The organism is Haloarcula sp. S1AR25-4 (assembly GCF_031624555.1).
GTDB lineage: Archaea > Halobacteriota > Halobacteria > Halobacteriales > Haloarculaceae > Haloarcula > Haloarcula pellucida.
The window spans coordinates 1-549 of record NZ_JAMQOR010000024.1; the positions used below are offsets into that span (position 1 = coordinate 1).

Genomic DNA, 549 nt, shown 5'->3' on the forward strand with positions numbered 1-549 from the left:
CGGCGAACCAGATTTCCCAGAGGCTCGCGCACTCCAGTACTCCCTGGAACGCTGGCGGGCTTATCTTCCGTGTTCGGGATGGGTACGGGAGGCAACCCCGCCGCTATGGCCGCCTAACGCCGAGTCGTGGAATCGAACCACGAAATCACCAGTCTCGGTCGAATAACCTTGTGTACGTGCGATCCAGTTTGCGCCTGGACTCGTTCAGTCAGCTCGATGGCTGAACTGCGAGTCACAGTGCGTATGAATGATGGCTTCAGACTGTTAGTTCTCGTGGGCTCAACACTTCGTTACCTCAGTGCGTACACCCCGAGTCTATCTACCCTGTCTTCTACAGGGGCCTTCAGCGGTGTCTCTTTTCCAGGTGGGTTTCGAGCTTAGATGCGTTCAGCTCTTACCCCGTGCCGCGTGGCTACCCGGCAGCGCTCTCTCGAACGACCGGTACACCAGTGGCGGCCAATCGTAGTTCCTCTCGTACTATACGATCGTTCCCGTCAGACACCATTACACACCCAATAGATAGCAGCCGACCTGTCTCACGACGGTCTA

At 57.0% G+C, this 549-nt stretch carries 2 rRNA genes; both read right to left on the minus strand.

The window, feature by feature from the left end:
* Positions 1–117 (minus strand): 5S ribosomal RNA (rrf, locus tag NDI85_RS22245); the annotation flags it as partial.
* A gap of 127 nt (positions 118–244) precedes the next feature.
* A 23S ribosomal RNA gene (locus NDI85_RS22250) occupies positions 245–549 on the minus strand; the annotation flags it as partial.